25 protein-coding genes are annotated in these 26514 nt (G+C 59.9%); 10 read left to right on the forward strand and 15 right to left on the reverse strand.

Going from position 1 to position 26514, the window contains the following annotated elements; all coding sequences use genetic code 11:
* Window positions 1-78 precede the first annotated feature (78 nt).
* Both ACFPU0_RS06530 and ACFPU0_RS06535 read right to left on the reverse strand, forming a co-directional pair.
* Window positions 79-879 carry a hypothetical protein gene (locus ACFPU0_RS06530; protein ID WP_377692009.1) on the reverse strand — a complete coding sequence of 267 codons (801 nt, stop codon included), beginning with the start codon at window positions 877-879 and terminating at the stop codon, window positions 79-81.
* A 12-nt stretch (window positions 880-891) separates the two neighbouring features.
* Entirely contained in the window at window positions 892-1923 is a 1032-nt protein-coding gene (locus tag ACFPU0_RS06535) for a radical SAM protein (RefSeq protein ID WP_377692010.1), read from the reverse strand.
* Window positions 1924-2909: 986 nt separating this feature from the next.
* On the opposite strand from ACFPU0_RS06535, the gene ACFPU0_RS06540 reads away from it, so the two are divergent.
* The 3 genes from ACFPU0_RS06540 to ACFPU0_RS06550 all read left to right on the forward strand — a co-directional run bounded on the left by ACFPU0_RS06540 (window position 2910) and on the right by ACFPU0_RS06550 (window position 5482).
* A complete protein-coding gene (locus ACFPU0_RS06540; protein ID WP_377692011.1) occupies window positions 2910-3995 on the forward strand; it encodes a hypothetical protein in 1086 nt (361 codons plus the stop codon).
* Between the two features lie 364 nt (window positions 3996-4359).
* On the forward strand, window positions 4360-4839 hold the full coding sequence (locus ACFPU0_RS06545) for a GNAT family N-acetyltransferase (RefSeq protein ID WP_377692012.1): 480 nt from the start codon (window positions 4360-4362) through the stop codon (window positions 4837-4839).
* Window positions 4840-5056: 217 nt separating this feature from the next.
* Window positions 5057-5482 (forward strand): GNAT family N-acetyltransferase, encoded by a 426-nt coding sequence (locus ACFPU0_RS06550; RefSeq protein ID WP_377692013.1) that lies wholly within the window; start codon window positions 5057-5059, stop codon window positions 5480-5482.
* A gap of 276 nt (window positions 5483-5758) precedes the next feature.
* On the opposite strand, the gene ACFPU0_RS06555 is transcribed toward ACFPU0_RS06550, so the two are convergent.
* The 6 genes from ACFPU0_RS06555 to ACFPU0_RS06580 form a co-directional block, all read right to left on the reverse strand.
* Window positions 5759-7516, reverse strand: coding sequence for an ATP-binding cassette domain-containing protein (locus tag ACFPU0_RS06555; RefSeq protein WP_377692014.1), 1758 nt, complete (start codon window positions 7514-7516; stop codon window positions 5759-5761).
* Window positions 7517-7756: 240 nt separating this feature from the next.
* Window positions 7757-8635 (reverse strand): alpha/beta fold hydrolase, encoded by an 879-nt coding sequence (locus ACFPU0_RS06560; RefSeq protein ID WP_377692015.1) that lies wholly within the window; start codon window positions 8633-8635, stop codon window positions 7757-7759.
* 448 nt (window positions 8636-9083) lie between these two features.
* Entirely contained in the window at window positions 9084-9833 is a 750-nt protein-coding gene (locus tag ACFPU0_RS06565) for a hypothetical protein (RefSeq protein WP_377692016.1), read from the reverse strand.
* 342 nt (window positions 9834-10175) lie between these two features.
* A complete protein-coding gene (locus ACFPU0_RS06570; protein ID WP_377692017.1) occupies window positions 10176-10403 on the reverse strand; it encodes a DUF2798 domain-containing protein in 228 nt (75 codons plus the stop codon).
* 16 nt (window positions 10404-10419) lie between these two features.
* Entirely contained in the window at window positions 10420-10989 is a 570-nt protein-coding gene (locus ACFPU0_RS06575) for a flavodoxin family protein (protein ID WP_377692018.1), read from the reverse strand.
* Between the two features lie 49 nt (window positions 10990-11038).
* Window positions 11039-11533 carry a DUF2938 domain-containing protein gene (locus tag ACFPU0_RS06580; RefSeq protein ID WP_377692019.1) on the reverse strand — a complete coding sequence of 165 codons (495 nt, stop codon included), beginning with the start codon at window positions 11531-11533 and terminating at the stop codon, window positions 11039-11041.
* An 81-nt stretch (window positions 11534-11614) separates the two neighbouring features.
* Here ACFPU0_RS06580 and ACFPU0_RS06585 point away from each other — a divergent pair, with 81 nt between their 5' ends.
* From ACFPU0_RS06585 to ACFPU0_RS06595, 3 genes are all read left to right on the forward strand, one after another.
* Window positions 11615-12046 carry a helix-turn-helix domain-containing protein gene (locus tag ACFPU0_RS06585; protein WP_377692020.1) on the forward strand — a complete coding sequence of 144 codons (432 nt, stop codon included), beginning with the start codon at window positions 11615-11617 and terminating at the stop codon, window positions 12044-12046.
* Between the two features lie 185 nt (window positions 12047-12231).
* Entirely contained in the window at window positions 12232-13719 is a 1488-nt protein-coding gene (locus tag ACFPU0_RS06590) for an FAD-dependent oxidoreductase (RefSeq protein ID WP_377692021.1), read from the forward strand.
* A gap of 532 nt (window positions 13720-14251) precedes the next feature.
* Window positions 14252-14761 (forward strand): YkgB family protein, encoded by a 510-nt coding sequence (locus ACFPU0_RS06595; protein WP_377692022.1) that lies wholly within the window; start codon window positions 14252-14254, stop codon window positions 14759-14761.
* Between the two features lie 59 nt (window positions 14762-14820).
* Here ACFPU0_RS06595 and ACFPU0_RS06600 read toward each other — a convergent pair whose 3' ends face one another.
* The 4 genes from ACFPU0_RS06600 to ACFPU0_RS06615 form a co-directional block, all read right to left on the reverse strand.
* Window positions 14821-15645, reverse strand: coding sequence for a cupin domain-containing protein (locus ACFPU0_RS06600; RefSeq protein WP_377692023.1), 825 nt, complete (start codon window positions 15643-15645; stop codon window positions 14821-14823).
* Window positions 15646-15820: 175 nt separating this feature from the next.
* Window positions 15821-16483, reverse strand: a complete 663-nt coding sequence (locus tag ACFPU0_RS06605; protein WP_377692443.1) for a hypothetical protein — start codon at window positions 16481-16483, stop codon at window positions 15821-15823.
* Between the two features lie 152 nt (window positions 16484-16635).
* Window positions 16636-18126, reverse strand: coding sequence for an arginine-ornithine antiporter (gene arcD / locus ACFPU0_RS06610; RefSeq protein ID WP_377692024.1), 1491 nt, complete (start codon window positions 18124-18126; stop codon window positions 16636-16638).
* On the reverse strand, window positions 18096-18491 hold the full coding sequence (locus tag ACFPU0_RS06615; protein ID WP_377692025.1) for a hypothetical protein: 396 nt from the start codon (window positions 18489-18491) through the stop codon (window positions 18096-18098). Before ACFPU0_RS06615 ends, arcD begins: the two co-directional genes overlap by 31 nt.
* A 230-nt stretch (window positions 18492-18721) precedes the next feature.
* Between ACFPU0_RS06615 and cax the strand changes: the two genes are divergently transcribed.
* From cax to ACFPU0_RS06630, 3 genes are all read left to right on the forward strand, one after another.
* The gene (gene cax, locus ACFPU0_RS06620) at window positions 18722-19795 is read left to right on the forward strand and encodes a calcium/proton exchanger (RefSeq protein WP_377692027.1); all 1074 of its coding nucleotides are present in this window, start codon (window positions 18722-18724) and stop codon (window positions 19793-19795) included.
* Window positions 19796-20129: 334 nt separating this feature from the next.
* On the forward strand, window positions 20130-21014 hold the full coding sequence (locus tag ACFPU0_RS06625) for a LysR family transcriptional regulator (RefSeq protein WP_377692028.1): 885 nt from the start codon (window positions 20130-20132) through the stop codon (window positions 21012-21014).
* Window positions 21015-21193: 179 nt separating this feature from the next.
* Window positions 21194-22030, forward strand: coding sequence for a bifunctional allantoicase/(S)-ureidoglycine aminohydrolase (locus ACFPU0_RS06630; protein WP_377692029.1), 837 nt, complete (start codon window positions 21194-21196; stop codon window positions 22028-22030).
* Between the two features lie 304 nt (window positions 22031-22334).
* On the opposite strand, the gene ACFPU0_RS06635 is transcribed toward ACFPU0_RS06630, so the two are convergent.
* The 3 genes from ACFPU0_RS06635 to ACFPU0_RS06645 all read right to left on the reverse strand — a co-directional run bounded on the left by ACFPU0_RS06635 (window position 22335) and on the right by ACFPU0_RS06645 (window position 25531).
* Window positions 22335-23087 carry a hypothetical protein gene (locus tag ACFPU0_RS06635; RefSeq protein ID WP_377692030.1) on the reverse strand — a complete coding sequence of 251 codons (753 nt, stop codon included), beginning with the start codon at window positions 23085-23087 and terminating at the stop codon, window positions 22335-22337.
* 171 nt (window positions 23088-23258) lie between these two features.
* The gene (locus tag ACFPU0_RS06640; RefSeq protein WP_377692032.1) at window positions 23259-24680 is read right to left on the reverse strand and encodes a DUF5666 domain-containing protein; all 1422 of its coding nucleotides are present in this window, start codon (window positions 24678-24680) and stop codon (window positions 23259-23261) included.
* Window positions 24677-25531, reverse strand: a complete 855-nt coding sequence (locus ACFPU0_RS06645; protein WP_377692033.1) for a DUF6502 family protein — start codon at window positions 25529-25531, stop codon at window positions 24677-24679. Before ACFPU0_RS06645 ends, ACFPU0_RS06640 begins: the two co-directional genes overlap by 4 nt.
* 215 nt (window positions 25532-25746) lie before the next feature.
* Between ACFPU0_RS06645 and ACFPU0_RS06650 the strand changes: the two genes are divergently transcribed.
* The gene (locus tag ACFPU0_RS06650) at window positions 25747-26286 is read left to right on the forward strand and encodes a hypothetical protein (protein ID WP_377692034.1); all 540 of its coding nucleotides are present in this window, start codon (window positions 25747-25749) and stop codon (window positions 26284-26286) included.
* The last annotated feature ends 228 nt before the right edge of the window (window positions 26287-26514 follow it).

Here is a 26514-nt window from a genome sequence, read left to right on the forward strand (position 1 = left end):
AGGTCTGCAAACTCAACCTTAACCAAGAACCACGATGGCCTTCCTCTTACGCCTGACGGCGCTTCGGCTAGACCTCAGTTACACCACTTCCCGGGACACGATCCTTATACTTGCAGCGATATTCAAACCGACAGCAACATTTACAGCAGCCACTACGTAAGTTGCGACACCGATAGCGACTACAGCAATTGCAGCACCCGCCACGAACAAAAACGGTTGCGCACCCTCAATTTCCGCCTCTGGGTATCCTTTCTTACCTACCCTATTCTCTCTCTCCTGAATAGAATTTCCCTCAACGCCCTGATCACCTACAAGCAACCTCAACCTCTCCAAATAACTTGAGTAGTCTTCTTCAAGAGACGAAACAGAAAGCGATCGCACGACAAAATCTCTAAGCGCCTCACCATCTGCGTCCATCAAACGATCTACACGTTGACGCAAAGTAGGTGTTGCCATAAAAACACCCAACTCTTTCAATCTACCAAGATAAGCTGCGTAGTCTCCATCTATAGCAGCCTTGCGAATTGTCGGATCATGGCTGGCCAACAACAGCTTTTCCTCCATAGAACGAGGCTCTATAGTGCCCTCCGCAACCCCCATCTTCGCTAGGAATGACTCCCTATCAGCGTAAAATTCACCAGCAAGAGACAGATCACTACTCACGGCGGACCAAACTCTAGAAAAGTCCACAACATCTTCCCAAACCTCAACCGGAATATCCCCTTTCGACATCAACAGTCTTAATTTATTATCAGAAGCTGTATCCTTAGCAATTATCGAACCAGGCGCTCCGAACAGCCGCTCATTTGAACTTGCCACCGGAAGTGCTGAAGCCACCCCACCAAGTACAGCAGCCTTGAAAATATCTCTTCGACGCATTTTCCTTTCCCCCTAGACATTGACCATGATGGACGCTTGCGAAAAGAATTGGCGAAGGACACGCCCCATATGAGAGCTATGCTGCTCGACTATTCTTTCTCGAAGTAATCTACTTTGATGTAGAAGCGCACATGCCTGACACGGGTGAACTATTTTTCCTAGATCATCCTTATACTCGCCCCATGCCAAATTTTTAATGATCTGATATGGACCATCTACTTTCAGCCAAATCTTCAAGAAATCTTGCGCCTGAGAAATGTACTTTTCCCGAAGGGAATCTCCAGAAGCCCAGTTAATTTTCATTTCAGGGATATGTTCAAAGGTCAGACCGCAGCAACCAGAAATCTCTCGATGTGGAGTAAGGACGCAATTTTCGACAACTTGATCACACCCTTGGCAAAGCATGGACTCTCTATTACCAATCGCTGTCCGCTCGGCACTGCCCTTATGAAACGGCATCCAGCTATTTACTTGAGTGGTGAGCAAACCAGCTTTCTCCAAACTGGCCAATTCAACATCCTTCCTGACCTGGTCAATTATCCCACTATCAACCTTGTCTTGCTCTATGGTAACAACAGTAAATATCCCATGCGTTGCAGCAGCTTTTGCAGCATTTAATGCAACATCTATCGGAACCCATTCAGCATGATCAGATCCAGTACTTACATTTAGCTCATCAAGGCCACACTCGACTAGTTTAGAAGCCATTCTATTTGCAATACTGGTTGTCTTTGCCCAGAATCCGTTAGTCACACAGCGAGTAGCCAGATTATATTTCTTTGCATACCTGATCGATGCCAACAGATCATCGCCCAATAGGAAACACTCACCACCACTAAACACCACCAACCTAAGACCTGGAAATGCCTCTACAGAGCCATCGATAAACCCAACAATATCCTCAAATGACAATCTCGCAGTTAATTTAGGACTACACTCAAAGCAGCATTCTTTGCATGCAGCATTGCATTTATAAGTTGTGATAACCGTCAGGGTGTGCGGAAATTTTTCCCAATATCCTTCTGGCACCCAGGGAGTATTCATAAGCATTCCTCGTCAGAATCAAGAACGCTTATCGTTATCAACCAAACAGCGAATTCTTTCCACTCACAACATCAGCCACCTGAAGAACAAAGGAACCAAATAAGAACGAGTCTCCCCCACAATAAAACCCATTAATTTACAACCACCTATAAAAATCGTAGGAAAACTCCTACAGAGCAATCTACAGAATCACCTACCAAACCCTACCAACCAGCGCCACAACTAACTAATTTCCTACAATATAGGTATTCATCTCTTAATCATTAAAAAGAAAAATCCAAACATTTCTTAACCACAAGACAAGGTCAGTTATTAGGATTTGGGAATTTGGAGCTGCTGCTAACCCTGGATGAAACCACCTCAAAATGGATCACCTGCAGAGTTTCTATGCGTGCGGGAAGAAGAACGAATTGCGCCCATACCAAGTGTTGATGCAGTGATTGAACAAGGAAATCGACGTGACTCCCCCTTGTGATGCGCTAGCTCGCAATAGTCCTAGCGATATCTTCACTACGGCGCTGACTGCAGAAGGGGACAGAAACATTTTCCCAGCCTAGATTTGGCTGATCTCCGTGGAATCTGGCGGTGGAACTGAGCCTCGCAAATCTCCACCCCACGCAAGCTGCAAGTCGCTGTGGATAACGCTTTGTTGTTATCTACTTATCCACCAACTGCCCATCCCCAGCACCGCTACTCCCCACGGCCAATCAGCCAGTTCCGACAAACCATCAGCATTGCCCCTCCCCCGCCCCATCCATAGGCTCTGTCCCGACGCGTGAGAAAGGCCCATCAAGCTGTGGAGCAAAGAACCGTAGGATGGGTAGAGCTTGCGAAACCCATCGCATCGAGGTTGATGGGTATCGCAAGCTCGCGGAACGCCGCCCGACCATCCTACGAACCGGACTCTGGCGTTCGCAGTTCGGGGTGGCGGGCTGAATAATGGCCTTTTACCATACTCGCCATAGCCAGAAGTCAGGGATCAGCACATGGATGCGCGCGTAGAACTACCGCAGGAGCAGGAGCAGGAGCAGGAGCAGGAGCAGGAGCAGGAGCAGGAGCAGGATATTTTTGACATCTATGTCGCCAGAACCAGCGACTACGCGACACGCTACTTTCCACAACTGATCAAGTGGCTTCCCCCCTTCGTAGGCTTCTCAATCTTTCTCGCGTACTTCTTCACCAACCACTTCTACCCCAGCTTCGACCTTTTCCAGTTCTCGTCACTACTGATGTCGGCAGCCCTGATCGGCTTTGGCTTCGTTGGGCTGTTTGCTGCGGGTGTTGCAGCACCGGGCCTGCTGACAGTGCACCTGTTCGTTAACCACAAATTGATCCGGAGCAATCTGCGCCGCGTGGGCAACACCGAGGAGGAAAAGACACGCAATGCCTACTGGTTGATCGCACTGTGCTTTCTCCTCCCCCATGCCATCAATTCCCTTGTTTCCTCCAGCACTTTGCTGAGCTTAGGTTCGTCTTTCCGTAGTGCATACCTCATCCTTCCCGCATTCATAGCTCTGGCCTTCGGGATTGCAGTTCAGGTGAAATTCAAACTGCCGAAGTGGAGTTTTCTTCGCTACCTGTACTCGACCTACCTCGCCCTCCTTATCGTCAATCTGGTAACCCTCAGCGCCCTTCCCCAATCCGGTTCGGCGTTTGGCAGTCTGCTCACTGGCAAGCTTCAAACCATTGGTTTCGTTCTCGTGCCCTTCATTCTCAGCATCATCATTGCCTGTTATTGCATGGCAGCATTTGGTGGCATTAATCACGTGCTTTGTGTCTCCATTCCACTGGCACTGGCGATCGCCTTGTACAACGGCGTGCTTACCACCATGCCGGACCGGATCATGAAGGGCCTGGGTCTCGGTAACTACGAGGCGAGTGAAATCACCCTGGACAGCGGTTACTGCGAGAGGAATCCGCCTAAAACCCTGTCACTGGATCAGCAGTGCTCGCTTAGAGATGTCCAGGTGATTTGGTCGCTCGGCGAAACCCTAGTGCTACGTCTGCATGGTGAGATGGAGGCACAAATCCCCTCCCGCTACGTGAAAGCAATTCTGCGCAGGAAGAACTGAACGATCAGGAGGATCACCAACAAACTGCACATCACCGTACTCGCCAGCACAACACTGGGCTTCGCCCTTGGTCTGCTTCCCGGCTTGGGCAGCATCGATCTTCTGGCCCACCTGACACTGTCAGGTATGGGACTCGCCAGAAAGGCTAGAAAAGCAGCCGCCCTGGGGTTCAAAAAGTATAAATGGCTAGCTCTGGCAGGTTGCTGCCGACCACCAGCGACCGCTCCAGATCGACTTCTGCCGGTCACGACGGGCAGAGATCGGCCAGGAGCGGACTGATGCTACAGGTCATGCTGGGAGGGGTTGATGCCGGTCTTCACCAGAGTTAGCCTCAGCCAAGTCAACAATATGAGAACAACTCTTCATGGAAGTCATTCTGAGAAATCCAATCCCGGGCGATATTGGCTGGCTGATATCAACACATGGAAGACTATATGCAGAGCAATTTGAATTCGACTCAAACTTTGAAAAGGATATCGCCAAAAAAGTCATTGCATTTCTGGAAACTCAAAACCCGCTCAACATGCTATGGGTTGCCACTATAGATAATGAAGCCATTGGCTCCATAGCAGTATCATTAAAGACTGATCAAACCGCTTTTATAAATTTCTTGCTAGTCAAAACCGAATACCGCGGTTGCGGAGTTGCCAAAAAACTAATGAATAAGGTTATCTCACATTGCAAAGACCACGACATAGGCTTGTTGTGCCTTGAAACATACAGCTGCTTAAAATCTGCTCGAGAATTGTACAAAAAATACGATTTTACACTGTCAACCAAGAACGTAGATGTTAAAAAATATAGTCAATCCTTTGACCAAGAGTTTTGGGAAAAAAGATTATAAAAATTAATCACAACCAAGCACTGCAGCGGACTCGCTGAAGTTCTCCGCTAAACTTTTAACCAAAAACTGGACAGACTTATTTCGTCACTCTAGTCCCATCTCACATGCCACGCATCTCCATGCGCGCATGGTAAAGCTAGCGAATAAAATAAATCCACCCCCGTTTTCCCAAGGATCAATATATCAATATCATTATAAATATCTACAGGATTAGCGAATGAGCACTCGTATCGAAATGATGGCAAACCCTGGAGAAGTTGAGCGCTCGGCTATCCTCCGGCCCTTGCGAGCCCATAATTTTTCTCGAGCGGGTGATCCAAAACCAGAGACAATCGCTCTACTGGTCCGCGATGAGCAGACCAATGAAATCATTGGCGGCCTTTACGGTGAGATATTCTATCGTTGGTTATTCATCGAGTTGCTCGCCATACCTGAACAAACTAGGGGACAAGGCATAGGCTCACGCCTGATGGACATGGCGGAAGACATTGCACGTGAAAAAGGCTGCGTCGGAATCTGGCTAGATACCTTTGATTTCCAAGCACCTGCATTTTACCAAAGACATGGTTTTACCGAGTTCGGTTGTCTCGATAATTTCCCTTTGGATCATAAGCGCTTCTTTTTCCAGAAACGATTGATCTAACGTGCCGCTTTAAAGAATCTTACAGATTCGTAGGATGGGTAGAGGAACGAAACCCATCGCATCGAGGTTGATGGGTTTCGCAAGCTCTACCCATCCTACGGGCTGAAAGCAATCTTGCCGTATGGACGATGAAGAGCCCGTAGCCCAATGAATGCAATTCGGGGAACGCTTGCTAGCGCCATCCCGAATTTCATCGGGGCCACGTTTGATTTCCGCAAGGCTGTATCGATCAGGCTCACTCGCGACGGTCCTGTCGATCGAAATCCAGCCCCGGACCTAGTAAGGAACTGGCTGCCCACTATCGGCAGCGGCAGTTCTCCGCATGTATCGCAGGATGGCCGCCACCCGCTCATCCTTCGCCAGCTCCTGCCAATGCCCTGCCGCAATCAGCCGTCCGCCGTCCACCACCCATACCCGGTCAAAGCGATCCAGGCTCTTCAGGTCATGGGTGACGCAAACCAGAGACTGTCCTGCGAAGCTTCGCAACAGCAGGTCCCACACCTGCTCCGCAGTGGAGGAGTCGAGTGAAGCGGTTGGCTCGTCGAACAGGTTGAATGCGCCTGGTCTCATGAGCACTCGCAAAAGCGACAAACGCTTCACTTCTCCACCGGACAGGTTCGTCCCCTGGTTCTCCACTTCGAAACTGTCCATTTCCGCCGCGAGCTTGGGCAGACCGAGCGAATCCAGATGTTCGCAGAGCTTCTGGCGGTCGTATGGCTGGCCGAAAAGGACGGCCTCAGCGATAGGCCCACTGAGCAGGCTGGGCGACTGCGGGCAATAGCGAAGCTGGCTGAACTGCGCTGCTCCTCCGACATTTCCCAACGAAGAATCCCCAAGCTGCAGGTTGCTTCGTGACTCGACGAGAACGCCAGCCAAGGCTTCGAGCAGGGTTGTCTTGCCCGCCCCGCTACTTCCGATAATCGCCACGCTCTCCCCTCTCCTCAGGGAAAGGGCGTTGGGCAGCTCCAGCAGCTCAGCTTCCGGTCGCTGGATTCGGACCGGCCCGAGCGTCAGCCTGTTCGGCACTGCGGGATTGTCTGCGCCAGCCGAGTCGCCGGCTTTGAAATCCGGCAGGTCCAGTACCTGTTGAAACCGCTTCTGGTCTGATGCGAACTGGTCGGTGAATCGGTGAGTTTCAGCTACTGAAGCAACGCTATTGAAGAAGGCGGTGGCGATTGTGAACATCGCGACCATTTCCCCCACCGTCATGAAGGGCTGGGCCGAGAGCTGGTCCATGAAGACGAACAGCAGGATGCCCGCCGTCGACAGGCAGATAAACAGGGCCTTGGCGGAACCCAATATCGAGGCCGAGTAGCCGATCCGGATGGCTGCTGCCGCGTAGCCACGATAAGCACCATCCAATGACGCCAGCGCTGAATCTGGAGTCCCTTCGCACTTGATCGCCTTCGCAGCTCCGAAGGTCTGGGCGAAACTCGATGCAACCTCATCCTCCTGATCGTTCAGCGCATCGATATGGCTGCGCCGCCAGTGAATGATTCTGTGATTCAGGTACAGGTACCCAGCCGCCGCCAGCAGCACTGTGAAAAATACCCCCGGACTGCCATAGAACAGGAGGACACCGCCGACGATCAGCGTCTCCACCACAAGAGGCACACCGGACAACAGCATGAAGTTCAGAAGCCGTTCGTAGGCATTCACGCCTCGATCGACGGTATTGATAAGGCCGCCGATCCGCATGGAGGAGAAGACTTCGAACTCCTTCCCCATCACGCAGCGCACCCACTGCAAGGAGCTTTCGCACACGCACTCCTGCACGAGTCTCGAGAGATAAAGCGATTGGATGGGGTTAATGACGACCTGCATGACGCCTGCAACGCAGAAAACCAGGACCAGCAAGGAAATCTCTTGCGAGGCGATCCCCTGCTCCGAAGTCAGGCCATCGACTATATGGCCGAGCAGCAACGGCGCAGCTATCAGGGTCAACTTGCTGAGGGAGACAAAAGCCAATACCTGGGCGATTCGCCAAGGCCGGGAAAGAATCGCATGGGTAATACGCGGGTCAAGCGACAACATCCTGTTGCTCCGTGCTCAATAGAGGGTGTTTAGAAAGCCCTTTCTGGAGCAACCCTCTTTCCACGTGGAATCAAGTCTGACAGCCCCTGGAATGCAGGCTTGGCAGAAGAGGGCAAAGTGAAGCCCGTTGTTCGGCCCACACCTCATCGTCAAGCAAGCCTTAGTCCTTAGCTCGGCGCAGCCTGGAAGCGCCTTGCGTGCCTGCCAGCCTGCGAGGGCTTCAAACTCGACAGCCCATTGCTACGAACGGACGCCGCCAAGCCAGTCCGGCGAATCCACCAATCTCCCGTAAATCAACGGCCAGATGGTTTCCGCAGCAGCACGGGAAAACATCCTGAAATGCCCGATCTCGCTCATTCCGGTTTCCTCCGGAGAGATGCTCAGCAAGGACGAATGGGCAGCCTGGCTGTAGTAATCGGCCACTTCGGCAACTGTGTTCAGCGGAGCCATGGCGTCGTCGCTGAATGACAGGGCGGTAAGCGAGCCCCGGAACTGCCGATACCCTTCCCGATCCAGTTTCAAGTCCCCCTGGAGATACCCCGGTGTCTTCACCCATCGCCGCCAGCGCCTGATCACCTTTTGCGGGATGTTCTCGCCGGCGCCGATTTTCCGTGCGGGGAAATAGCCATAGGCGGGAACGAGCAGCGGGATCATCACGTAGACATAGATGCCGAGAAGCGCCCGGATGCGCGGGCCGAAGCCCCCCAGGTAGCCGCTCTGCGCCGATACCAGAACGATGCGGTCAACCACGGCGATGGCGGGAGAGGCGCCCAGGGTCGCGCCGCCGAAGCTGTGTCCGATGCAACACAGGGGGAGCTCTGGGTAGCCCTTGCGCAGCCACAGGAGAATTGTGCTCAGATCCCGCCCGAGCCAAGTGTCCATGTCGATCCGTTTCATTTCTGCGCGGGAAACCGCGTTGATCCCCAGCCCCCGATGGTCGAAGGTCACAACGCAACACCCTCGGCCGGCGAGCCAATGGGCGAATGCCTGGTAGAAGGAGGCGTTGATCCCCAGGCCACCGCATATCAGCACCACTTGCCTGACCGGCTGATGGAGCGGTCGGAACTGGCGAATGAAGAAAGTGCCATCACCGTAGAGATCGATGGTGTCGGTGCGCATTCGGTTGCCCTCTGCTGGCGATCCAGCCCCTTGAGCCGATGCAGGCCGGACCTGATGAAGAAAGCTGGAAGCCTCATCACTTCCAGCCGTTCCCGCACTCCGTAAGTCCGATTGCGGAGGAGTCGGAGGCGGGAATCGAGCATAGGTCGCGCAAGCCGGCTCATCGGGCCGGTCATTGAGATTCAGAACATGCCTACACCGATGGCGTACCAACGCCTGTACGAAGCGCTGCCGCAAGTGGGGAAAGAACACCCATGCAATCCGTAGGTTGATGCGGGCCACGCTGGTCCGAGCGAAGCGAGGCCCAACGACGCGCCCGGGTCACAGCCCGCATCGTTGGGTTTCGTACCTCTATCCAACCCGACTCTGTAACGACCCTCTCCCGCTGGAAAGGTACCTGGAAGGCAGCCGCACCAGCGGCTGCACGGTGGAGGAACCTATGCCCGGTTCAGGGTGAGGGTGTCAGCACCGCAACCGCCAGCTCGTCCAGATCGACGGAGGCGCGATTGAGATAAAACTCGGCACCACCGCTGCCAGCGTTACCACCGCTCGCCACCTGCTGCAGTTGCGGACGTACGAACAGATAGCTGGCCTTGACCTTCGACAACACCTCGGCATGCTCGACATGGCGCGCCAGTAACGTCTCGAAACGCTGCTCTATCGCCTGGTCGAGCTCATTTGCCTGATCTGGCGTCAGCGTCAGGCCGCCCTTCCGCGGCAGCGGGTAGAGGCGAACCTGGTAGTCCAGCAGCAGCGTGGCCAGGGCCTGGCTTTGCGCCCATAGGTCGGTGGCTACCGGATCGGGCCCCGCACTGGCATAAGCAGTGGAGGCCGCCTGCTGCAGCTGTTGCTGATGGCCGAGCATTTGCTGGATCAGCTCCGGGTAACGCTCGCGCTCGGCCGGAGACAGTCGATCGAGGGTTTCGAAAGCTTCCTTCATGGCACGCAGCGGCTGCACCAGCGCCGCGGGCTGCCCCAGCTGTACCATGTAGGTTTCCATTATGTTGAGGTGCTCGAAGGTAGCGTTCAAGCCACGCGGGTCGGGTGTGCGTTCGGCCGGATTGAAATAGACCATCGCGCTGGCACACATCAATTGGCTGCGACTGCGGATTTCACTCAACTTCCCGGCGCTTCGTCCATCCCCCCAGACCAGCGGGCAAATCAGGCACAACAGGAACAGCAGCGACTTCTTTTGCATGATCCATTTCCTCAATTCTTGTTGTTATGTCGGGTTACAGCGCAAAACCATGCAGCCCATCCGGACGGCTCCCCAAGCGTCCAGCCTCGGGCGCAACGAGGTTCATCGTGGCTCGCCAAGCCTGTAATAACGGGGCATCAAGGCTCCTGCACAGGTGAAAAGCTGGTCGGCTAGCTGGCGGATAGTAGTCGGAACCCAAACGGGGGACATACTCCAAAAGGGGGGACAGTTTGATTTTTGTTACGCCAATCTCACCTCACACGTCACGCATCTCCATGCGCCATGCGCGCAGATAAAGCCAGAGCCCAAGCGCAGCATCCAGAGCAGAGAACCAGGCTCGCCTCATGCCTCCCGCACCAACCATCCGACCACCCTCCGCGCCACCGGCGTGACCAGCAGTACCGCCGGGAAGGCGAAGAGCCAGGCCATGAGCCAGGCGCCACACCAGAGGCTGGGAAAGTCCCGCGCCAGCCCTGCGGCGCGGTAGGTGGAGATGCCGGAAACCAGCAGGGACATGAGGCCCGAGAGGATCAGGCTGAACAGCAGCGTGCCGTAGCGTTGGGGAATCATGCAGGCACCTCGATGCTCAGGCTGCGCCTGCGAGCCGGTGCAGGGTCTCGGAGAAGTGTCGGCCGAACATCCGCGCGGTCTTCACGTCGCCTGGTGCGAAGGCGTCGGCCGGGGCGGTGTGGCTGGACTGGGCCACCAGGCCCGACCAGGAGCCCAGTCGGTTGGCGGCTTCCTCGTAGGGCACGCCGGCGTGCTGCTCGGGCAGGATGGGGTTACCCACCCAGAGCATTCCGTGCTGCATGCAGAAGACGAAGAGCGACATGAGCGTCGACTGCTTGTCCCCTGCCGGCAACGACGACACGGTGAAGCCAGCCGCGAGCCGCCCCTTGAGCTGCTGGCTGCGCCACAGCCGCCCGGTGGCATCCATGAAGGTCTTGAAGGCGCCGGAAACGCCACCGAAGTAGGTCGGCGAGCCGAGGATATAGCCGTGGTAGTGCAGGAGTTGGTCCGGCGCCTTGTCGAGGTCTTCGGCCCTGAGCAGGTGAACTTCGGTGTTGGCCACGGCCTGGGCGCCTTCGCAGATCTGCCGGGCGATATGTTCGGTGTGCCCGTGGGCGCTGTGGTAGATGACAGCAAGCTTTTTCATGGCGATGGGTCCCTGTGGTTGGGGGATGTTGTTCGAGCGGGCGGCGGACTTATTGCGCAACCCAGTCGACCAGGGCGGCGGCCAGGAACAGGCCAAGGCCGAAGACGCCGTGGTTGGCCAGGCTGCGCAGGCAGTTCTTCAGGGGCGCGAGCGTCCGGGAGGCGAAGAATCCCGCGCCCATGGCCGGTTGCATCACCAGCAGCGGTGCGGCGACCGTCCCGACCCCCACCAGCACGGCGGGCAGCAGCGTCGGGCTGGCCGTCCAGCCCGTGCCTAAGAGCCCCACCAGCAAGGCCGCGAAGCCGACGCCGACGGCATAGTGGCTGAGCCAGCCCAGCGCCAGTTCTCCGGGGATGGGTTCCGCCTGGCCGATGGCGGCGTGGGTAATGCGGCCGCGAAACAGGTGCCCGATCCAGCGCCCGATGAAGGCGAAGTTGAGTGTCTGCACGCCCATTCGCTTGAGGAGGACGAGCCAGATATCCATCACGGCGGTGGCGCCGATGCCGATGAAGGTGACCTTGATGATGTCGTGCAAAAGAGTCATGTGAGCCCCTTGGTCGTTGACGGTGGGAGGTGTGGGACTCACTCTAGAAGTTGAAGTCAACTTCAAGTCAAGGGGCTGGAAATGGACATTGCAGAGGTCGCCAGACGCTCGGGCGTACCCGCTTCGACGCTGCGTTTCTACGAAAAGAAGGGGCTGATCCGCTCCCTCAGCCAGCAAGGCACCAGGCGCTGGTTCGCGCCGGGCATCCTGGATCAGTTGGCGCTGATTTCCCTGGGCCAGGCGGCCGGGCTGTCACTGGATGAGATTCGCTCGATGTTCTCGCCCGATGGCGAGCCGAACATCGACCGCCAGTTGCTGCTGGCCAAGGCCGATGAGATCGACGCCCTGGCCAAACGCCTCAAGGCCATGAGCCACGGGTTGCGGCATGCGGCGGCCTGCCCTGCCCCGAGTCATGGGGAGTGCCCGACCTTCAAGCGGCTGCTGAAGGCGGCCTCATCAGGTGCCATCGAGCGGCGCTGGAACAAGGCAGCGCCCAAGCGTCCGGCCAGATAATCCCGCAACCGAACGCCCTCGACCTGCAAGACTGCCCATTACCCCTTGGGTAGCTGCGGCATTGCCCGATGAGCGAAGGCGAGGGTTAGTCCGTGTGGACGAGGTGGAGCATTTCCGGCTGCTTGTACCTTGGGCGCTCGAATGCAAGCCGCGCCCGCATGACAAAACCAACAAGGACCACATGCATGACAGTCGACTTCTCCGCCTCACGTCCCTGCCGTATCCACCAGGTTCCCCAATGGGATCACGAGACCGATGTCCTCGTCGTCGGATTTGGTGCCGCTGGTGCAAGCGCCGCCATCGAGGCCGCCGGCGCCGGAGCGGCCGTGACGCTGCTGGAGGCCACTTCCGGAAATGGTGGTACCAGCGCCATGTCGGGGGGCGAGATCTACCTGGGGGGCAGTGGCGGCACGCCTGCCCAGCGCGAGGCTGGCTTCAGCGACGACACCGAGGATCTGTTTCGCTACCTGATGATGGCTGGCGGTGCCGACGCGGACGAGGCGAAGGTGCGCCTCTACGCGGAAAGCAGCCTTGCCCACTATGAATGGCTGGTAGCACAGGGCGTCAGGTACAAGAACACCTACCTGCCGGAAAAAATGATGGAGCCGGTGACGGATGACTGCTTGATCTGGTCCGGTAGCGAAGAGGCCTGGCCGTTCGTGGAACAGGCCAAGCCCTGCCCTCGCGGGCACACCCCGCAGTGGGTCGGCTGGGGCGGCGGGCGCATGCTCATGGATGCCCTGGCCGCTCGCGTCGAAGCGCTCGGCGTGGATGTGCGGTACGACAGCCGAGTGCTCGCACTGATTGCCGATGACGCCAACACCGTGCATGGCGTGGTCGCCCGCAGCGATGGCCAGATCCGTTTCATACGCGCCCGCAACGGCGTCGTCCTGTGTGCCGGCGGCTTTGCGATGAACCGCGACATGGTCAGGCGCTACGCGCCGCATCTGCTGCGCTCCGACGACCCCATCGGCACACCTGGCGACGACGGGACGGGCATCCTCCTGGGCAGGAGCGTGGGGGGCGCCGCCATCCATATGAACGAGGCCTTCGTCAGCCTGCCCTTCTACGCGCCGGAGTCGCTGGTGAAGGGGATCTTCGTCAATGAACGCGGCCAGCGCTTCATCAACGAGGACTGCTACCACGGGCGCATCGGCCATCACATCATGCAGCAGTCCGGTGACCGCATTTACCTGCTGGCTGACAACGCGATTTTCGAACGACCGGCGGAATTCACCCGCATCGATATCGCCGCCGTGGGCGAAACCTGGGAAGAGGTCGAGCGGGAACTCGGGCTGCCGGAAGGCGCCCTGACCGACACCGTGGAAATGTATAACCGCCATGCCGCCGACGGCCGCGACCCCCTGTTCCATAAAGCCGGGAAATGGCTCAAGCCGCTCAATGAGCCGCCCTTCGTCGCGCTGGATTGCCGCATCGGCTATGCGTTCTATCCCCATTTCACCCTCGGTGGGCTGGATACCCTGCCGACGGGCCAGGTCGTCACGGAGAAGCGCGAGCCGATCGCTGGCCTGTATGCGGCCGGACGTACCTCCTGCGGCTTGCCGCGCTGGAGTGGCGGCTACAGCTCGGGCCTGTCGCTGGCCGATGCCACTTTCTTCGGCCGCCAGGCGGGGTTGAACGCAGCCACGGCGGCATACGAGGCAAGTCTATAGAGCCGGCCTGCCGCCACCAGGGCTTGCTCCATTGCCGCGACGAGCACCCGGGTGTGAAGTCATCCGGCTGCCCTCACGGTGCTGAAGCGGTTCCAGCGCTCCAGGCCGCCATGGGCCATCAACACCCGCTCCAGCAGATCGCCGTTCTGTTCGCTCATGGCCCTGGTCCTCGTCGATGGTGAGCCGACCCGCCGGCTCGCACTTCTGGAAAGCCAAGCCCACAGCTATCCGCCGCGCCAGCGCTCAAGACATGTCGGTGGCTTTAGACGATCTGCATCGAACTCTGTACGTTCGGAACCCAAGAGAGCCAGGCCAGCGACGACACTATCTCCACGCCCGATGCATACCGCATGGGACTACAGGAGATGACTCATCAACGGCTCGAATGTCATCGGAAACTAATGGCCCCTGGTGCAAGGGGGCCTTGAATAACCACTCGGTTGTTTTCACCCAGGCTAAAAACCATCGTCTTGTGGCTACTGAATAAAGTTCGCCAGGACGACCCTTAGCCCAACTACGGGAAGCCAGATCAATGAACATCTTGAACATCACCAGCCACGGCAACGACACGCTTTCACACAACCTGTCGCTCGGCGCCATAACCACGGCGATCGGGACCTACGGCGCCTACTTTGCCCTCGCGGTCATCTACTTCTGGTTCGGCGGCATGAAGTTCACGAGCTATGAAGCGCAGGGACTGGTTCCGCTGGTGAGCAACAGCCCCTTGTTGGGATGGCTTTATGGAATCTTCAGTGTAGAGACCTTCTCCAACCTGCTCGGAGTCCTGGAAGTATCCATCGGTGTGCTAATTGCAGGCCGCCTGCTGTCGCCAAAGCTTTCATTGATTGGTGGCGTTCTTTCTGCCGGGCTGTTCTTCACCACCTTGAGCTTTATGTTCTCGACACCCGGGGTGATCGAGCCCAGCCTCGGCTTCCCGGGCATCAGCGTCGCTCCGGGCCAGTTTCTGCTCAAGGACCTGGGACTGCTTGCCGCCTCCATATTCGTGGCAGGCCATTCGCTGACCAGCATGGAAGCACCTTGAGCTGACAACTTCCCCGGGATAGGGCCTGAAGCATGCCGATGCTTCAGGCCTATTGCCCATCAGCTGGCCAGGGACTTCATCCAGTCCCGCGGGCTGCAGCCCGTCTTGCGGCGAAACGCTCGGGCAAGCGCTGAGGGGCTTTCATAACCGACCTCTTCAGCGATCAGCGTAATCGGCCGCCCTTCACGCAGGCGCTTCTGCGCCAGGCTGATCCGCCAACTCAACAGATACTCCGCCGGCGTCTGTCCTATGACGGACCGGAAATGCGCGGCATAGGCCGCACGCGACATGTTCGACTCACTCGCCAGTTCCGCGACTGACCAGGCACGCTGCGGTGCGTTGTGCATCTGCACCAGCGAACGGGCCAACCGTGGATCGGCCAGCCCGGCCATCATTCCGGTACTCAACCCCTGGTGGTCGAGGAGATGCCGGAACAGCAGGATGATGAGCAGTTCGAATAGACGATCGAGCACTGCTTCCCTGCCGCAATGGCCGCCTGCCGCCTCACTGAACAACCAGTTGAGTGTGTCGGCCAGTTGGGGCAGTTCATCGAGGGGCAGCACCAGAAGATCGGGTAACGAGGCGGACAAGGGGTTACCGGCGCCGCCATCGAAGGTCATCGACGCGCACAGCAGTTGAGCCCCCTCGGGCTCGACCGGGACCATTTCGTACCGGATCGGGCGGGGCATGAAGATCAGGCTGGGCCGGGTAAGCAGCAGGTCGGAGCCCCGGGGGCCCTGCAAGGTGAGATTGCCCGCCTGCAGCAGGTGGATATGACCGCGCTGGTCAGCACCATCGTAGGAGGCCACGCCGCACAGCTTGCCGCTGTGAAACAGGTTGGCGCGGACACCGAACTGCGACAACAGGGTAGACAGACGGTCCATGTTGGCGGCTCATGACAGGACAACGGCAAACTACTGCAACATACTCCATCGCCAGCGACTCAGCAGCCAAAGGCTGACGCACGTCGCTGATCCTGAAGGCGCATGAAGAACGCTCCCGGCTCTCCGCAAAAGAGGCTGTCCCTTTTTCCAGGCTGTTTGCACCACGCCTTCCCGATCAACCACCCAACGCGATGATCGCGAACATCAGCGCCGTACCGACCACCGCTATTGCCGCTCCGCCGCCCCAGGGATTGCCGCCCGCATGGCGAGCCAGAATCCAGCCGGAGGCAAACAGCATTACCAACGCCACAAGGTTGGAGGTGCGAATCGCCAGCCCGGTCTTGTCGGTCAGCAGAAACGGAATAACGAGGGGAAAGGTCGCCAGTACGACCAACAAGAAAATGCCGAACGCGCCCTTGAAGTCGTCAATACCGAGCCGTGCGGGAACGGGCGAACCGGAGTGCTCCAGCATGCGACGGCGCAGCATCTCCAGTCCATCGCTGCCGGCCGCCGCCGCAATGCGCGGTGGCAGTGCATCGGCGATCAACGCCTGACCTTCTTCTGGAGTTGTACCGTTGCGCAACCGGATCAACAGGTTTCGGTTACGGGCCCGACCCGTCCAGGTTTGCAGCAGATACATCACCGCATCGGCCAGGCCCCAGGCCAGATTGCAACCAAAGGCGGCGATCAACATGGTGCGAGCTTCCTCCCGACCGGCCGTGGCCACGCTCAGCGATCCCACGAAGGTCAACGCCATCAGCAACCCGAACATCACCTCGCTTACTCGGTCGACGGGGTCGAGTATTCTCCGCCGCTTTTCCTCACCCGGTAGGTGCATCACGCCTTACCCCTGTGTTTATTCGTCCTTCAGCCTCTTATCGAAGTGGTAAGCATCGGCCTCCACCTTCACACCGTGTCTGCGAACGATGAAGCAGCCTCCCGGATAACCAAGGTGAGCGGAATGACCGCCCACCATGGCGTACCTCCGAGTCAGAGGCTGAGGAAACCGCTGTACAGGCCATAGCCGGCGATCAGCGCACCGATCAGCACCACGGCGAAGATCACCTTCTCCACGGCGGTGAACACCGGTTGGCCGAGTTCACGCTTGGCCTTGGCGAACAGGATCGCACCCGGCGCATAGAGCAACGCCGACAGCAGCAGGTACTGCACGCCCGCCGCGTACACCAGCCAGATGGCATAGAGCACGGCGATCAGCGCGATCACCAGGTCCTTGGTGCGTTCGCCCGGCGCCTGCTCGTAGGTCTCTTGGCGCCAGGCCAGCAACAAGGCGTAGGCTGCGGACCAGAAGTACGGTACCAGGATCATGGAGGTCGCCAGGTACAGCAGGCTGAGGTAGGTGGAGCTGTTGAACAGGGTGATGATCAGGAACAGCTGGATCAGCCCATTGGACAGCCAGAGCGCATTGACCGGCACCTGGTTGGCGTTCTCCTTGCGCAGGAACTCCGGCATGGTGTGGTCGCGAGCACTGGCGAAGAGGATTTCCGCACACAGCAAGGTCCACGACAGCAGCGCACCGGCCAGCGAGATGATCAGCCCGACGCTGATGAGCACCGCGCCCCAGCTGCCGACCACGCTTTCTAGCACTCCGGCCATGGAGGGGTTCTTCAGACCGGACAGCGCGGCCTGGGCCATGATCCCCTGGGACAGTACGTTGACCAGCACCAGCAGCAGCAACACGCCGATGAAGCCGACCACCGTGGCCTTGCCGACATCGCTGCGCTTCTCGGCGCGGGCGGAGAAGATGCTCGCGCCTTCGATACCGATGAACACCCAGACGGTGACCAGCATCATGTTGCGCACCTGGTTCATCACCGTGCCCAGGTCGCTGTTGCCGGCACCCCAGAAATCGGAGGTGAACACATCCATCTTGAAGGCCACGGCGGCAATGACGATGAACAGCGCCAGCGGCACCATCTTGGCGATGGTGGTCAGGGTGTTGATGAAGGCGGCTTCCTTGATACCGCGCAGCACCAGGAAATGCAGGAACCACAACAGCACCGAGGCACAGATGATCGCCGGCAGCGTGTTACCTTCGCCGAACATGGGGAAGAAGAAGCCCAGGGTGCTGAACAGCAGCACCATATAGCTGACGTTGCCGATCCAGGCGCTGATCCAGTAGCCCCAGGCCGAGGAGAAACCCATGTAGTCGCCGAACCCGGCCTTGGCGTAGGCGTACACCCCGCCATCGAGCTTGGGTTTGCGATTGGCGAGGGTCTGGAACACGAACGCGAGCATCAGCATGCCGATGCCGGTGATCAGCCAGCCGACCAGGGTGGCGCCGGCGCTGGCGCTCGCGGCGACGTTCTGCGGCAGGGAAAAGATCCCCCCGCCGACCATAGACCCAACCACGAGGGCGATCAGCGCCCCCAGTTTCAACTTGTCGGTAGTTCCCGCGACCTGGGTCTCCTTGCCAGGTTCAGCCTGTTTGCCTACATGCAAATTGCTGGTTGAATCGACCATGTATCGCTCCTTGCCGAAACGGCATCGCTAAAGTAGATGGCCGGCCAACAAAGAATGGTCGCAAACACATAGCATGACCTTTCGAGTGGCCCACGCCACCGAACCGACTGCTTGTATCGCTGCTGGGAGTTGGTTCGATGCAACTCATGCCCCGCAGCCGGGCACTGCGATTCGGATCGCCAGGAACCGCGCAACATGCCGGCCCGGTGTCTTACCGTCTCCTCCACAAGAGGGCGGGAAGCGCTCACGCGTTTCTCCAGTTTGGCGGCGAAAGTCTCGGCCAAAGCCAGATCTGAAAAACTGAACGTCATGCCGCACGCATGCACCAGCCGGATGGCCTTGTCCTGTTCGGTCACCAGGCTCACCTGGCTCTCCCGATTCCCGGACAAGCATGTTCGAAACGACCTCAGTGTAGCCAACTATCCGGATGCAGCAGGACACATTGCGCATGTCCGCACGAACCGGCTTTCGCCCACACTCCAGACAGCAGCGGTCGATGCGCAGACGTGAATCGACATTCCCCCGCCCCCGCTTAGACGAGGTTCGGATAACGGGCCATCCTTGCTGGATTCCGACCTCCCGAGGAGCGCACCAGATGCTCAACTGGATGCTGGTCTTCGTTCCCATTGCGATCGTCCTGGAACTCTTTGCGCAGGAGTATCACCTGCTTGTCTTCCTGGCGGCGGCCCTGGCCATCATTCCGCTGGCGGGATGGCTGGGCCGGGCCACCGAGCAACTGGCAGAGCGCTCTGGCGAGGGTGTGGGCGGGCTGCTCAATGCCACCTTTGGCAATGCCACCGAACTGATCATCGCCCTCAGTGCATTGCGTGCCGGCTTGCACGATGTGGTGAAAGCCTCCATTGCAGGGTCCATCGTGGGAAACATTCTGCTGGTGATGGGGGCGGCCATGCTGGCGGGCGGGCTGCGTCACAAGGAGCAGCAGTACAACACCTCCGCCGCACGTTCGCAGGCCACGCTACTGACCCTGGCCACCATTGCCCTGATCCTGCCCGCCGCCTACAACGCTGTCGTGGCATCCCGCGTCCCACACGGGCTCCTGTCCCTCAGCCTGTATATCTCCCTGGTCCTGCTGCTGGTCTACGGTCTGTTCCTCGTGTACTCACTGATCACCCACAAGAGCCTGTTCGCGGGTACACCCGAGCTCCAGCACACCTCGGATCAAGGCGCCCTCTGGCCAATGGGAAAGGCGCTTCTGGTACTTGCATTGGCCACCCTGCTGATTGCCTGGATCAGCGAGATCCTGGTCGCGTCCATCGAGCCAAGCGCGCGACAACTCGGGCTCAGTAACCTGTTCGTCGGCGTCTTCGTCGTGGCCATTCTCGGTAACGCGGCCGAGCATGCGTCCGCAGTTTCCGCAGCGATGAAGAACCGCATGGACCTGTCACTTTCCATTGCCATCGGCTCCAGCGTCCAGGTGGCGCTTTTCGTTGCCCCGGTCCTCGTCCTCGCCAGCCATTTCATCGGAGCCGCCCCGATGGACCTGGCCTTCTCCGGCGGCCTGGTCCTGACCGTTCTGCTGGCGGTCCTGATCACCGGCCAGGTGGCGGGTGACGGCCGCTCGGACTGGCTCAAGGGCGTGCAACTGCTCGCCGTATACCTGATTCTGGGCCTGGCCTACTTTTTCACCCCTGACGCATCGGTCTCCTGAGTCATGCCAGGACAGGGGGCACCAGCCTGGAGAACAAGGAAACGGCCCTGACCGTGAAAGACATGACGAATCCGTCTCGGTAGGGTGCGCCGCGCGCACCAGCGGCTGGACACGGCGCGGGGGCTGATCCAGCAGTCTCTGCCCATGGCGCACCCTGCAGCGGACCTGCTGCGGGGCTCCTGCCTCGGTGGAGTACCGGTGCCATGATGCGTTGCAGGTGAATGTCGAAGTACCCGAACAGGACATCCTCGGGAACGTCATTGCCCCAGCGATTGCCCCACCCCTCGGGGAGCTGCTAAAAGCGATTCATGCCATTTGAAAGATGAATAGCGCGATGGACCAGAGTGACAAATCGAATAGCCGACTGTTCGACCTCGACCTGCTGAGAGCCATAGTCACGGTGGCCGACTGCGGCAGCTTCACCACCGCCGCGACGCGCCTGCATTCGACCCAATCCACCATCAGCCAGAAGATCCGCCGCCTGGAAGAGATGGCCGGGCATCGCCTGCTGGAGCGTGGCAACCGCGATGTGCTGCCCACCGACGCCGGCGAGACGCTGTTGGGCTATGCACGGCGCCTGCTGGCCCTGAACGATGAGATGGCCGAGGCGCTCTCCGGCGCCACCGTGGCGCTGACGGTGCGCATCGGCGTGCCGGACGACTTCGCCAGTGGCCGCACCACCGAGCAGTTGGCCGCCTTCAACCGGCGTTACCCGCAAGTGAAGCTGGAAGTCACCAGCGGCCTCAGCCGCGACCTCAGCGCCAGCTACGACCGCGGCGAACTCGACCTGGTGCTGCTCAAGCAACGCCAGAACAGCCGCGAGGCGGTGGCCTGCTGGCCGGAGAAGACGCGCTGGGTGGACAGCGCCAAGAACCCCTGCATCGACCTCGACCCGCTGCCCATCGTCACCTTCCCCCCGCGCGGGGTGTACCGTGACGAGATGATCAACGCCCTGGAGTCCATCGGTCGACGCTGGCACATCAGCTTCACCAGCTCGAGCCTGACCGGCATCCAGTCGGCCATTGCCGACGGCATGGGCATCGGCCTGCTGCCACTGCGCGCGGTGACGGCGGAGCACGCGGTCGTGTCGAAAAAAACCGGTCTACCCTCGGTGGATGTCTTCGAAGTGGCGTTGCTGCACCGCCCGGCGGCGGACCCGATGGTCAAGGCGCTCGCCCAGGTACTGTCGCGGGTGTTGGCCCAGGATACGCGCGGCTGATTCACATTTGAAAAATGAATACGGCAGATTTCAACATTTAATTTGTGCATGCAGTCGCTGCTGGATATCGTGGCTGTCAGCGACGGTTAGCGCCCCGCCCCTGGCGCGCCGATCTGCACGGTTTGTTCGCCTCGGCGCCACGCGTGCCAGGCAGCAAAACAACAATGAGGAAATGCCCCATGTCCAAATCCAGCTATTACGCGCCGCACGGCGGGCACCCGGCACAGACCGAGCTGCTCACCGACCGCGCGATGTTCACCGAAGCCTATGCCGTGATCCCCAAGGGCGTGATGCGTGACATCGTCACCAGCCACCTGCCCTTCTGGGACAACATGCGCATGTGGGTCATCGCCCGCCCGCTGTCCGGCTTCGCCGAGACCTTCTCCCAGTACATCGTCGAGCTCGCCCCCAATGGCGGCAGCGACAAGCCGGAACAGGACCCCAACGCCGAAGCGGTGCTGTTCGTGGTGGAAGGTGAACTGAGCCTGACCCTGCAAGGCCAGGTACACAGCCTCCAGCCCGGCGGCTATGCCTTCATCCCGCCGGGTGCCGACTGGAAGGTGCGCAACACCTCCGGCCAGCACGCGCGCTTCCACTGGATCCGCAAGCACTACCAGAAGGTGGATGGCGTGCCGCTGCCGGAAGCCTTCGTCACCAACGAGCAGGACATCGAACCACTGGTGATGCCGGACACCGAAGGCCGCTGGAGCACCACCCGCTTCGTCGACATGAGCGACATGCGTCATGACATGCACGTCAACATCGTCAACTTCGAGCCGGGCGGCGTGATCCCCTTCGCCGAAACCCATGTGATGGAACACGGCCTCTACGTGCTGGAAGGCAAGGCGGTGTATCGCCTCAACCAGGACTGGGTCGAGGTGGAAGCCGGCGACTTCATGTGGCTGCGCGCTTTCTGCCCGCAGGCCTGCTACTCCGGTGGCCCTGGCCGCTTCCGTTACCTGCTGTACAAGGATGTGAACCGCCACATGCGTCTGACGCTGAACCAGCCGCACTGATCCACCTCGACGGGAGCCCAAGGGCTCCCGTCGTCGTTTCCGCCTTTGACGCTCAGGCTTCTCGCAGGCTGGTGCCGAGTGCGAAGCCCAGCGATACCTTGCGCTGTCGGGCCTCGCTGCGCTCGGCACCAACCTACTCGCAATTTCAGCCGTAGGGTGGATGACGCTCTTTTCATCCACCAGCGCTGCCCAACCGGACCTCGAATGGTGGACCGATGAAGCGTGGTCCACCCTACGGTTGCGTCTTCGAGCGGGCAGCCTGCGTGGCGCAAGCATTCAAGCGGCGCTGGTGACTCGACCGCCCCTAGAACAGGTGGCTGATCACCAGGCCGCCGCCGGAATCCGGGCTGGCATCGGAATAGCCCTTGAGTGCATACAGCTGGACTTTCCAGACCGGGCTGAGCTTCTGGTTCAGGAACAGGGTGAACTCCCGGATCCCATCGCCATCGGAGGTCACTTTTTCTCGCCAGTCATAGGCCGCCCCCACGGAGGTCCGGGGCGCGACTCGGGTAACCAGGCCGAGGGAGGCAAAGATCGGATCGTGGAAGTCGGAGTCCGAAGGGTCGCCGAACTTCTTCCAGCCCAGCGTGGCGAATCCGCTGATCACGCCAAAGGCCTTGGTGAGGTCTATCTGGCCGGAGAAGTCGGTCTTGCCGGTTCCGAGGCAGTTGTCTTCATCGGCGGTCGGCAATTTGACCTTGCCGATCAGGTCGACGAACAACCCATCGCCTCGACTGCCATCCAGCAGCGCATAGTCCGCGCTGGCCACGGTGTCGCCCAGGCCCTTCTCGACGCTGCCGCAGTCTCCCGGCAAGGGTTCGCCATCCGGCCCCACTGAAGGATTGGTGATGCGCAGGTAAGGGATGGTCAACTTGTAGATCATGGGGCCGGTTTCATACTTCGCGATCACCGGGACATACCAGGTCTCGCTGGTCGTCGGCGTGCCGTATCTCCCCCGCGAGTAGTCGAGCCCCGTGGAAACCGTGAACTGCTCGGCAAGCGCCGGAATGGCCAGGGACACCAGCAGGGCCGGCAAGATCACGCGAGCGGAGCTCATGTTCACCTCGTAGCGATCCGGACATCGAAGTTCATGCCTGGCCCTGGCAGAACCTCGCCGGAGGCCGCTTACCCCCGGTTCGCCGGGCAGGCATGCAGGGGGAGCCCCCCTGCCCTGCTTAGCTTAGCCGGCTAGCGGATTTCCGCGCCCGGCGGCGATCGATTCGCCCCCTCAATGCGGCCCCGAATGGTCTTCTGGTCTGTCGACCCGCTCTACGTCTTCGACCTTTTCGGGGCGCTCGATGCGCTCGGGCTTGTCCACCCGCTCAATGCGTTCGACCCGTTCAACCCGTTCCGGCTTGTCGGCCTTGTCCGGCCGTTCGATTCGCTCGATCCGTTCGATCCGCTCCACCCGGACGCCATTTTCGAAAACCTCGATTCGCTCCCGGGTTTCTACGCGTCCATCGGATTCGCGTGTCTCGATGCGCTCGCGACGCTCCAGGTCACCGGAGGCGGACTCCACGGTTCGCTCGATTCTCTCCCGCGTCTCGCCATCGTCACTGCGTCGCTCGATGGACTCGGTTTCGTCCCGTCCGGAACCTTCGTGGTCGTTCTCGTGTTCTTGCTCCTGCAGCTCCGTTTCGCTCCCGGATGAGTCGACATGGCCGGAACCCTGCCGGATGGAGGTTGCAGGTTGCTCCCGGAAGAACTCGACTCGCGTCGCCCTGATCGCCCGGCCCTTGTCGAATACCCCGCTGACCCGGATACGTTGGCCAACCGCAACGTCGGCAGGTTTTCCACCGGCGAATGAGGTACCGCTATCCAGATGGGCAGTGAAGCCACCGAACTCGATCCGGTCGCCCTTCTGGGCGCGGACCAGGCCTTCGACCAGGGCGTTGCGTACCCGCCCGGCGAAGGGGAGCCCCGGATCGGGACGGGACTGGACCACATCCAGCTGCCTGCCGTTCCAGGTCCCGCGCACCAGCACCTCGCCACTGGGCGCCAGGGGCCTGCTCAGGGTCAATCCCTGCAGATTGCCGGCCCGCTCGATGGCACCGATGGCACTGGCCTGGGCCATGTCCGGCGCCCGATCGATGCGGCTGGCGACCACTTCGCCCCGGGCATTACGCAGTCCGCTGACCCGCACCGGCTCGCCAATGCGCAGCCCCGCGGCCACGCGAGCATCCGGCGCCAGGTGAACCGGCTGGCCCATCACCCGCAGGGTGGTGCGGCCCGCTGCCACTTCGGTGACCGGCCCTTCATAGGCATGGAGGATGGCGATGCTCCGTGCTTCCAGCCCCCGACGCGAGGGGCCGGCCTCCACCGCAACGACCTGGCCTATGGCCAGGCGCGTGCTGCTGGCAGGGACACCGTTCTCAGTGAGCGCAACCTTGCTGCCGTAGTGCACTTCCACGCCGTTGACACAGATCGAACCAAAGCCGGTGATAGTCCCGACTATGCCCGTACCGCCGATGCCACCTTCGTCATCAGCCGGTGCGCCGGTACCGCCTATACCGCCGGTGGCAACCGCCCCCGTCCCCCCGATGCCGCCCGGCTCGAGGCAGACGGGCGCCGCCTTCAGCGAGGGCGAAGCCAGCAGGAGCGGGCCGCAAATGAAGGCGAAGGCGCACAGGAGACGAGAGGCAGTGTTCATGGCGAACGGGCCGTTGTCGGAGAGGGTTCAACTGGCGGAGTGGGTTCGGTGTAGAAATAGACGCCGATGGTGATGCGCTGCCTGGAGTCGGGAGGCGGGACGTCCCGCTCTTCCAGCTGGGCGGCCAGTTGGTTGAGCCCGAGCAGTACCTGCATGCCCTCCACGCTAACCGCTTGGCGAAGCTGCTCGACAGCGGCCGGAGACAGGCTGTCGTAGTGGACGCTGCGCTCGAACAGGGGCTCGCCGCCTTCGGTCAGGTTGTGGACGGCGGCACAGGCATGATCGTGGAGGTTGTGCCGGAAGTAGGCGGTCTTCTCGTCGAATCCCCGTTGCGGAATGAATGCCATCGTCTCCAGATGGACGCAGTCCTGGTCGTCAATCCGTACCACCCCCAGGCGCAGCCACTCGTCCAGCACGACACGGGCCCGGATGTCCTTGCTGACCGTCGCCACCAAGCCGTCGAAGGAGCACTCGCCGCCATTGCTGGCCAGGCGCGCCAGGGGCAGCGGCTGGCCGGGCTTGGCACAGAATGGCGTGTTGTTCAGCCAGACACTGACCAGGTGCGCGCCGAAGGAAACGGCCTGGGGCAAACCGGTATCAGCGTCCGCTTCCCTGGCCCGCAGGCGCTTCACGTCCTTGCGATGTACGCCCGTGAGCAGGCTGATCCTGCTGTCGCTCGGTGGCTTGTCGTCAAGGCGGAATTCGCGTTCGGCGACATCCACGAAAACTTCCTTGAGCAGGTCGGCAAAGCAGGTGTAGGTGACGCCCTTTCTGAGCATGAGCCTCACCAGGGGGCGCATGACATGCAGCAGCGCCGGCAGTAAGGAGGGAGGCAAAGTGGGCAATTGCATTCGAGGCATTCCTCAACAACGGTGGCAAGCGGGAAAACACGCCTGAGCGGCCAGTCCATCCCTTCGCCTGAGATTCTCGATAATTCCACCTCCATCACCTGGCGCATCCTACCCGTCCACCCGGCCGTTCCTGCCCCGCAAGACCCGGAGTGACTCCGGGCCTTGCGTACGGTCGGACCGACCATTCAGACGCCGGAGCGGTCGTCGCCTACGTCGTGGTCGGCACCATCGTCGGCGCCATGGCCGACACCATGGGGCCCGCCGACGTCATGGTCGGCGCCATCGTCCGCGCCATGGCCGACACCGTGCGGTCCACCGACGTCATGGTCGGCGCCATCATCCGCACCATGGCCGACACCGTGCGGCCCGCCTCCCTCGTGGTCGGCATCGTTGTCATGGCCACGGCCGCTACTCGCGCTGCCGGGACCACTGTTGCCACCGTGACCGCCACCGTCGCCGCTGTGACCGGACCCGCCATGGCCACCGCCGTCGCCGCCGTGACCACCACCATGACCACTTCCGCCACCACCATGGCCACTTCCGCCACCGCCATGACCGCCGCCACCACTGCCACCGTGACCGCCTCCGCCACCACTTCCGCCACCGCCGCCGCTACCACCGCCGCCACCCCCACCACCGCCGCTTCCACCCTCCTTGGCGTACGCACTGGAGAAGCTACCGAGGTAATCGGGTACCAGGACCGTCGATGCAGACAGGACTCCGCCAATGGCCAGAGCCAGCAAACATTTCTTTAGCAGCATGATGAGCCTCCGCTTGGAGTGGCATAGTCATTTCCGTATCCAGCGCAATAACCACCGAACCCCAGCCGCCCATCGGGGCGGCCCGCCAACCAGCGCGGCCATCAAACTGCAACGACTGTGCAACTGCCCTCGGCACGATCCTTCTGAGCCAGCCAGCTTATTGTGGGAATTTTTCCCACAAAATGAGGTTAGTGCCGCCAATCGGAGTGTCAACGACCGAAT

It is taken from the genome of Pseudomonas sp. GCM10022186 (assembly GCF_042656385.1).
Classification (GTDB): Bacteria; Pseudomonadota; Gammaproteobacteria; order Pseudomonadales; family Pseudomonadaceae; genus Metapseudomonas.